At 69.0% G+C, this 8,705-nt stretch carries 6 protein-coding genes; 3 read left to right on the forward strand and 3 right to left on the reverse strand.

All coding sequences use genetic code 11. From position 1 onward, the window contains the following. Positions 1 to 18 precede the first annotated feature (18 nt). A complete protein-coding gene (locus tag ABZZ74_RS45620) occupies positions 19 to 1,449 on the forward strand; it encodes an FAD-dependent oxidoreductase (RefSeq protein ID WP_356950024.1) in 1,431 nt (476 codons plus the stop codon). Positions 1,450 to 1,691: 242 nt separating this feature from the next. Then, a complete protein-coding gene (locus ABZZ74_RS45625) occupies positions 1,692 to 2,273 on the forward strand; it encodes a 3'-5' exonuclease (protein ID WP_356950025.1) in 582 nt (193 codons plus the stop codon). A gap of 19 nt (positions 2,274 to 2,292) precedes the next feature. Here ABZZ74_RS45625 and ABZZ74_RS45630 read toward each other — a convergent pair whose 3' ends face one another. Both ABZZ74_RS45630 and ABZZ74_RS45635 read right to left on the reverse strand, forming a co-directional pair. Beyond that, positions 2,293 to 2,706, reverse strand: coding sequence for a hypothetical protein (locus tag ABZZ74_RS45630; RefSeq protein WP_356950026.1), 414 nt, complete (start codon positions 2,704 to 2,706; stop codon positions 2,293 to 2,295). A gap of 204 nt (positions 2,707 to 2,910) precedes the next feature. Further along, positions 2,911 to 3,642 (reverse strand): alpha/beta hydrolase, encoded by a 732-nt coding sequence (locus tag ABZZ74_RS45635; RefSeq protein WP_356950027.1) that lies wholly within the window; start codon positions 3,640 to 3,642, stop codon positions 2,911 to 2,913. A gap of 1,383 nt (positions 3,643 to 5,025) precedes the next feature. Between ABZZ74_RS45635 and ABZZ74_RS45640 the strand changes: the two genes are divergently transcribed. Then, positions 5,026 to 7,854, forward strand: a complete 2,829-nt coding sequence (locus tag ABZZ74_RS45640; RefSeq protein ID WP_356950028.1) for a BTAD domain-containing putative transcriptional regulator — start codon at positions 5,026 to 5,028, stop codon at positions 7,852 to 7,854. Between the two features lie 42 nt (positions 7,855 to 7,896). On the opposite strand, the gene ABZZ74_RS45645 is transcribed toward ABZZ74_RS45640, so the two are convergent. Then, positions 7,897 to 8,394: a peptidoglycan-binding domain-containing protein gene (locus tag ABZZ74_RS45645; protein WP_356950029.1), complete on the reverse strand. Its 498-nt coding sequence runs from the start codon at positions 8,392 to 8,394 to the stop codon at positions 7,897 to 7,899. Positions 8,395 to 8,705 lie beyond the last annotated feature (311 nt).

Consider the following 8,705-nt stretch of genomic DNA (forward strand, 5'->3'; position numbering starts at 1 on the left):
CCGCAACAAGGAGAACCTGTGTCGCAAAGAGCTGTCGTGATCGGAGCGGGCATAGCCGGGCTGCTCGCCGCAGCAGCCGTGTCCCGTGCGGTCCCCGAGGCGGAAATCGTGCTCCTCGACAGGGATGAGCTTCCTTCCGGTCCCGCAAACCGCCGAGGGGTTCCCCAGGGACAGCATGCCCACCTGCTCATGGCCGGCGGGTGGATGGCCATGGAGAGTCTGTTCAGGGAAGACGTGCGCAAGCGCCTCTTCGAGGCAGGCGCACACGAGATCTCGCTGGCCAACGGCATGCTGGCCTTCTCCCCCGACGCCGGCTGGTTCCGCCGGTACCGGTGGAACGCCTCCCGCATGATCACCTGTACACGGGGCCTGCTGGACTGGGTGGTCCGCGAAACGCTGCTGCAGCAGACGACCAAGGTCTCCATCCATCAGGCGGTGGTGGAGGGGCTGCTGGGCGACACGCGGCGCATTCGCGGTGTCCGCATCAGCGGGGCGGACCCGGCCCTGGGCAGCGAGGTGGAGGCAGACCTCGTCATCGACGCGAGCGGACGCGGTTCCCGCAACATCGAGTGGCTCACAGCCATCGGCGTCAGTGGTGTGCAACAGAGGAAGATCGACTCCGGCCTCACCAATGCCACCCGCATCTACCGCACACCACCGGGTGCCGAGTCCTTCCCCCTGACCATGATCCAGGCAAACCCCTACAGCGGCCGGCCCGGCAGAAGCGCCATGGTTCTGCCGATCGAGGGCAACCGGTGGATGGTCAGTGCAGGCGGCACCCGAGGAGGCGAGCCCCCAAACGACCCACAGGGCTTCCTCGACTACATCGCAGGCCTTCCGCATCCGATTGTCAGCCAGCTGATCTCCGGCGCCGAGCCCCTCACCGACGTGGCGGTCAGCCGCAGCACCAGCAACGTCCGGCGCTACTTCGAGAAATCCCCGGTGTGGCCAGAGCGATTCCTTGTGCTCGGTGACGCGTTGGCCACCTTCAACCCGGCATACGGGCAGGGAATGTCCGTCGCCGCGCTGGGAGCGCATGACCTGTTCCAGGAACTGCTCCGAAGCGAGGTCTTCGACTCCGGCCTTTCCCGCCGCGTTCTGGTGAGCGCCGCCCGCCACGTCGACACCGCATGGTCCACCGCCGTGGCCATGGACGTCCTGTACCCGGACGTCAGAGGTGAGAAGGCAACGATCGCCGACCGGCTCGCCGCCGGTTACGCACGCCGGCTGACCCGCGCCGCGACCGGATCCTTCAACGCCGCGGCGGCCCTGTGGGACGTGACCAGCCTGAAAGCCCCCGCATCGCGGCTACTGCGCCCAGCAGCCCTGTTCGCCACCCTCAACGGACCACCGCTGCCCCGGACAGACGAACCCCCGCTGCAGCCCTCGGAACGACAGATCCTGCAACGCCTCACACAGTCCAGTGGGGAACCACACGGATCGCGTTGAAACGTACGGATCACGTGGTGCGGGCCTTGGCCGGTGCCGGGGATGCTCGTGGCGATGCTGGCGGGACCGTGACGTGATGGTCCGCCCGCCGGCGGAGAACGCCCGGCGCTCCTTCTGGCACGAGTGGCGCCAGGTCACGTGCCCCACCGTCCAGCATGCATCCCCCAAGGCTGTGTTGCTGATTCAGACCAGGGCATGAATTCGGGTGCCGGATCCGGGCTCGCGTCCCTACCCTCGGTCCCATGCATCACCAACCCGCCCTGCTCAACGTCATCGATGTGGAAGCCACCTGTTGGGATGGGCAGCCGCCGCCCGGCTCTGTGAGCGAGATCATCGAGATCGGGCTCACCGTCGTGGACGTGGCGGCACGGCGCCGGGTATCCCGGCACCGTGTTCTGGTCCGCCCCACCCGGTCGACGGTGAGCGACTTCTGCACCGAGCTGACGGGACTGGCTCAAGCCGATGTGGAACGGGGCGTCACCTTCGCCGAGGCCTGCCGGATCCTCGTCGAGGAGTACGGGGCCGGGGAGCGCCCCTGGACGAGTTGGGGCGAGTACGACCGTCGGCAGTTCGCTCGGCAGAGTCAGGCCGACGCAGTGGCCTACCCCTTCGGCCATCCGACCGAGCGCACCCACACCAACGCCAAGGCTGTATTCACGACGGCTTACGGGCTGCGCAAGAAGCCCGGCATGGACCACGCCCTGCAGATCGCCGGACTGCCGCTCGAAGGACGCCATCACCGCGGCGAGGACGACGCTTGGAACATCGCCGCACTCGTCCTCGATCTGTTGGACCGCGAGGCATGGCCGGCCACAGCCGTTTAGAGAGTGCTGAGCAGCCGCTTCACGGCGTGTAGTAGGCGGCGTACTGGGCGGATTGTCCCTCGACGGAGAAGTCCTCGAAGTCGCCTGCCTTCTCGCAGTCGAGCAATCGCTGAAGCGCCGCTTCGGCTTCTGGTAGAGGCTGCGACAACAGGTGTGCCTTGGTTCTGGCCAGTCCGCCTCCGCACATCAACTGGATGTCGATCGAGCAGGCGGCGTCCATGCTGGCGGACTTGGCCTCCCAGATGAGCAGGACGTCGTCGAGACTGCCTGCATTGAACAACTGCACGCAGCACAACTTCATCAGCTCGGTGTCGCCGCGGCCTTGAGCTTGGCGCTCCATCCGGATCTGTTCTCCGAGCAGCCCGCGAACCTCGTCGAGGCCTACGCCGGCCGGGTGCAGACCGTAGCGGTCAAGGCACTCGTCTTCGTCCATTGCATGCCCTTTCTCCCAGCGACATCTGATCACATCGGAATGTCTCGTCTGGTCCAGCAGGTGCTGGGAGATCGGTCCGGTGAGGAATGCAGGCTCGAAGCCGCCGCACACGGGCACCGCGGGCCCCTGCCCGACTGGCAGAGGCCCACAGCAGCATTCCGGTCAGCGCGGCTTACGGTGTGGTGGTGGCCTGACGGGCCGGCCTCACTTCAGGTGCCGGGTGAAGAACCGGGCCGCGGCGTCCCCTGCGAACTGCGGGACACCGGTGTGGCCACCCATATTGGCGTTCAGGGACTTCTCCTTGGAGCCAAAGGCGTCGAACAGGTTCAGGGCTGCATGCCGATCGTTGCCTTCGTCGTCCCACTGGAGCAGGACGTGCAGCGGAATGGTGACCTGGCGGGCCTGCTCGAACATGACGCGAGGGATGAAACTCCCGGCGAACAGACCGGCGGCCACGATGCGCGGCTCGACCAGCGCCAGCCGGACGCCGATGGAGATCACTCCCCCCGAGTACCCGACCGGGCCGCCGATCTCGGGCAGCGCGAGGATCGCGTCCAGGGCGGCCTGCCATTCCGGGACCGCTTTCTCAACCAGCGGGAGGATGAGGGCGTCGATGATCTCGTCGCCGACCGGCTCACCGGCCTCCAGCGCCCGGCGCAGGTCGGCTCGGGCCTGCTCGGTGTCGGCCAAACGGGGCCGGTCACCGCTGCCGGGGAGTTCGATGGTGGCCGTTGCGAAACCCTCCGCCGCGGAGTGCTGGGCCCGCCCTGCCAGCCGGGGGTACATCTTCGGCAGTCCGCCGGGGTGGCCGAGCAGGATCAGCGGCACCGGTGCGGAAGCGGATCCGGGTGTCCACAGGATGCCGGGGATCTCGCCGAGGGTGAATTCGCGCTCGAGGACGCCGTCGTCGAGGCGCCGTTCAGAAGTGAAGTGCATGGTCGTGCCTTTCGGGAGTGCGCACAACGGCGCTCCCGGACGACCTATCGCCCGACCGTGACCCCGGAGGGGAGCACCCATGTCGATACTGCGTTCACGGGTACCACCTCCTCGATCACTCGCACGGCCGTCGGAAACGTAGCAGCGGTCGCGGTCGTCCACCAAACGGTTTTTGCGCGCTCTTGCTGGGTGAGGTGTGGGCATGGCCGCATCACCGTGGCAGCCCCCTTCCGTGGAGGCTCTGATCATCCGCGCGGAACAGCTCTGGTGGAGGCCACCCCCGGTGCGCGATCACCCGCTCCTGCGGCGGCATCTCATAGCTGGCGGAGGCGCCCTGCGGCCGGAGATCACCCGTCGCCTCACCGGAGCATTACCCGCGCCACTGCACGTGGTTCCGGCCCCTCACACCGCGGCCGTGCGCGGCGCCACCCGATCACCGCGGTCCTCCTCGAAGGCACCCAGTGCCATCCCGAACCCGGCTCCGCCGAAGCGAGAAAGACCCTCTATCCGCTCAAGATCCGCTTCACCGGCCACAGCGGTCACCCGCACACCGCGAGAACCGATGTCCAGCCCGCCCTTCCCAAGAGGGCCACCGTCCGCGTCTGGGTCGACACCCACGGAAAGATCACCGACTCGCCCTGAGCCCGGCGTCGCCGGCCGCGTCATTCACCGCCACAACCTCGCCGCATGGGACACGGCCTGGGCTGACACCTCACCTCGCTGGTCCGCATCCCTGTAGCGGCCCCGGGGGTAGCCGAGTGACACCTACGGGCGCAGCATGGAGGTGTGGCGGTTTTCGCCAGTAACTTTTAGTGATTTTCACTGACCGTACGGAACGGCGGATCGGAACGATCATGACCGAGGTTATGTTCATACGCGGTGAACCGTGCGTCCGCTGCGCAGGAGAGGAACAACGGCCCACCGGGACGCTTCGCACGCTCTGCGAGGATCACTTCAGGGACGTCGCCGTCGTGCACTTCACTCGACGGAAGCACCCCAACCCGGTGGAAGCGGCCACTTCAGCGATGAAGGGTGGCCTTCAAGCCGCATCCGCCCCCATGGACCAGAACGCTCACAGCTTCGGCCGGATCTCTGACCTGACTCGCGTTGACTGCGAGTGCGGCGCAACTCGTTCTCCAGGAAATGTGGTGTGGCGGAGCCGAGGGGGTCCTCCGCCACCGCGGAGGTGAACAGCAGCGTCTGCGGGTCGACTGCCGGAGAAGACCTGGCTGGGCTGAGCCTTGTGGGGCTGTCTTACGCACGCGTAGCGTGTGTCCTGATCTGGTGCCTGGGGGGTGTCGCCAGGGCGATGCCGGTGGAGGGGATGACCGGCCAGGGGAAGGTGCGGAGCGTGCGCGCGTCTGATCGCCGGGGGTTGTCGTGGTGACGTTCAGACTTCTCGGGCCCGTCGAGTTATGGGGCCAAGGCCCGATCGACATAGGTCCTCCACAGCGGCGGAGCGTGCTGGCGGCCCTCGCGGTGGACGCCGGCCGGGCAGTGCCGATCGAGACGTTGATGAGGCGGGTGTGGGGTGCGGATCCGCCGGACGAGGCACGTCAGGCGCTGTACGCGCATGTGGCCCGCCTTCGGCGGGGGTTGGCAGCCGCCGGGGCCGTTCGCACGCCGGGCCTGCTTCGGCGTAGCGGCGGTTACGTGCTGGACGCCGACTCCGAAGACGTGGACCTCCACCGGTTTCATCGTTTGGTCGCCGACGCCCGCAGAGCCGGCCGGAGCGACGCCGAGCAGGTGACGATACTCCGCGAGGCCCTGGACCTGTGGCGCGGGGAACCCCTCGCCGGACTGTCCGGGGAGTGGGCGACGCGGATGCGCAACACCTGGCAACGGCAGCGGCTGGACGCGGTCACCGCGTGGGCCAACGCGGAGACAGCGGTGGGCAACCACGCGGTGGTGATCGACCGGGTGCCCGAACTGGTCGACCAACACCCGCTCGTGGAGCCGCTGGTTGCCGTGCTGATGCGGGCGCTGTATGAGGCGGGGCGCGGTTCCGAGGCTCTGGAGTGCTTCGCCGCGAGCCGGAAACGGCTGGCCGACGAACTGGGCGCCGATCCGGGGACCGAGCTCCGGCATCTCCACCAGGCGATCCTGCAGGACGCGGCCCGGCCGGCCGAGGCCACGGATCCGCCGCCTTCGGTACGTCCGCGGTCCGCGCCGATTCTGGCGCATCTGCCCCTGGACGTACCGTCTTTCACCGGTCGGCAGGAGGAGCTGGCCCAGCTCGACAAGATCCTCGCGGGCGACATCGGCAGCCCCACGGTGGCGGTGATCTCGACCCTCTCCGGGACCGCGGGCGTTGGGAAGACGGCCGTGGCCGTCCACTGGGGGCACCGGGTGGCCGACTGGTTCGAGGACGGCCAGATCTACGTGAACCTCCATGGTTTCGAGCCTTCGCGGCCACCCGTGACCCCGGCCGAGGCGTTGCCCCGGCTGCTGGAGGCATTGGGCGTGCTTCCCCAGCACATGCCGGTCAGCCCGGAGGCCCAGGCCGGGCTGTACCGGAGCATGCTGGCGGGACGCCGGATGCTGGTGATACTCGACAACGCACGGGACGCCGAACAGGTACGGGCGTTCCTGCCCGGCAGTCCAGGGTGCTTCACCCTGGTGACCAGCCGAAACCGGCTCTCCGGCCTGATCGCCCTGGAAGGCGCCCGGAGTCTTGTCCTGGATGTGCTGCCCGCGGCGGAGTGCCGGCGGCTGCTCGCCCGCCGGATGGGGGCCGAGCGCGTGATGTCCGAACCGCTGGCGGTCGACGAGATCGTGAGCCGCTGCGCGCGGCTGCCGCTGGCCCTGGTGATCGTGGCGGCCCGCGCGGCCACCGAGCCGGGGCTCGGCCTGGCACGGCTCGCAGCCGAACTCCGCGATGCCCAGGACTCCCCCGCCGGGCTGGACAGCTTCGGCAACGAGGACACGCGGGCGGACATACGGGCTGTGTTCTCCTGGTCGTACGGCACCCTGAGCCCTCAGGCCGCCCGGATGTTCCGGCTGCTCGGCGTACACCCCGGCCCGGACATCAGCGTGCCCGCCGCCGCGAGCCTGGCCGGGATCCCCGTCCGGGACGCGGGCCGACTACTGACCGCGCTGGCCGACAGTTGCCTGGTCACAGAGCACTCACCCGGCAGATACGTACTCCACGACCTGCTGCGGATGTACGCCGCCGAACTCGCCGAGACCGTGAACGCCGCCGGCGAGACACAAGCGGCCGAAGACCGCTTGTTCGGCCACTATCTGCACTCCGCCCACTCCGCGGACCGCATGCTGGATCCGCACCGCGATCCGATCGCGCTGCCGCCCGTGGTCCCCGGCGTCTCCCCCGAACATGCCGCGGACCACGGAGAGGCTCTTGCCTGGTTCACAGCCGAGCACCCCGTGCTCCTGACGGTGGTGCACCGGTCGGGGACCGCCACCCGGGCACCGGGTGCCCCGACCTGGCAGCTGACCCGCGCCCTGACGACGTTCCTGCAGCGACGCGGCCACTGGGCCGACTGGGCCACGGCCCAGGAGGCCGCGCTGGACTCCGCACTCCGTTCGGCCTCTGCCGCCGGGCAGGCCGACGCCCACAGGGGTCTCGGCCGCGCCTGCACGCGCCTGACGCAGCTGGACGACGCGCTCAGCCATCTCGCCCGCGCCCTGGATCTCCATAAAGCCCTCGGCGACCGAACCGAGCTGGCCCACACCCATCTCGACCTGGCGCGCCTGCACGCCCGGCGGGACGCCTACCCCGAGGCGCTGGCCTGTGCCCGGGAGGCCCTTGACCAGTACACCTCCTTGGGCCACAGGACCGGACAGGCCCGGGCCCTGAACTCGGTGGGCTGGTACCACGCGCAGCTCGGCGACCACCACACGTGCCTCGCGTACTGCGGGCAGGCGCTGGAGCTCTTCACCGAACTCGGCGTCCGCGACGGGCAGGCGGACACCTGGGACAGCCTCGGCTACGCCCACCAGCACCTGGGCGACCACCGCCGGGCCGCGGCCTGCTACGACAACGCCGTCGCGCTGTTCCACGGTCTCGGGGACCGCTACTTCGAGGCCGACGTGCTGGCCCACCTCAGCGAGAGCCACCGGGCCGCCGGCGACGCCCGGGCGGCCCAGCGTGCCGCGCGCCGCGCGACGGACATCCTGGACGAACTCGGCGTGCCGGACTCGGACGGCGTCCGCGCGCGGCTGCGCCGCCTCGGCCTGCCGGCAGAACTCTGAGAAGGTACTGCTCAGCGTCCGCTGAGCCGCCGTGTGGACACGTCAAGGACGCCTGTAGCAGAAGCCCGTGTGGCTGCCATTTTCGCCGTTGCTGTAGTCGTATGCCTCAAAGACGAACCAGGAGCTGGTCTTGGGGCCGAAACGGCCGTCCACCTTCAGCTTGGCGTCGCTCCAGCTCTGGTTGATCTTCGTCTGGGCGTTCTTCACTGCTTGCTCAGTGTTGCCGCCGAAGTCCCGGTCCTCCGCGATGTGCTGGCCGAAGCAGGTGTTGAGGCTCTCCTGCACGACCAGTACGGGGATGCCGTTCATCCCCCGGGCCACGACGCAGTTGTAGTTGCCCGAGCCCACCGACGGCACATGGAGGTACCAACCGCCACCGACACTCACGTTGGTGAAGCCGGTGCACTCGACCTCGGCGGCGGCCGTCTTCGACGCGACCTGCGCCGACGCCGTTCCTGTGCCACCCGCCACCAGCGCCGGGACGGCGAGTGCCGCCACCGCCGTCAACGAAGCCAGCCTCGCCCGTCGTGTCGTCCGCACTGATTCCCTCTCCCTTTGTCCCACGCCCCTCGCGCAGATGCGCCAGGGCCGTGCGCCGGCGGGACCTTCCGCTCCTGTGGCCGGCGTGGTCGCCTCGGTGCACAGGACGACAATGGGCAGCGAGCCTTGTCGGAACCTTGCCGGAACCTTGCCGGCGCGGACGCAGGCCACGCGGCCTCCTGCGCCCCGTCCGTACGGCCTCGCCCGTGGGCTAGTTGTACTGACCCGTGAGGTTGGGGACGCGGCTGGCGGGTGGTTGCCCTTTCAGTGCGGTGTGTCCGCGGTGGTGATTGTAGGTGTGCAGCCAGTGC

Origin of the sequence: Streptomyces sp. NPDC006476, from assembly GCF_040612015.1 — a bacterium.
GTDB classification, from domain to species: Bacteria; Actinomycetota; Actinomycetes; order Streptomycetales; family Streptomycetaceae; genus Streptomyces; species Streptomyces griseorubiginosus_B.

Coding starts and splice junctions, on each gene's coding strand:
- ABZZ74_RS45635 (WP_356950027.1), bottom strand. CDS start 3,642: ATGCACTTCACTTCTGAACGGCGCCTCGACGACGGCGTCCTCGAGCGC.
- ABZZ74_RS45625 (WP_356950025.1), top strand. CDS start 1,692: ATGCATCACCAACCCGCCCTGCTCAACGTCATCGATGTGGAAGCCACC.
- ABZZ74_RS45630 (WP_356950026.1), bottom strand. CDS start 2,706: ATGGACGAAGACGAGTGCCTTGACCGCTACGGTCTGCACCCGGCCGGC.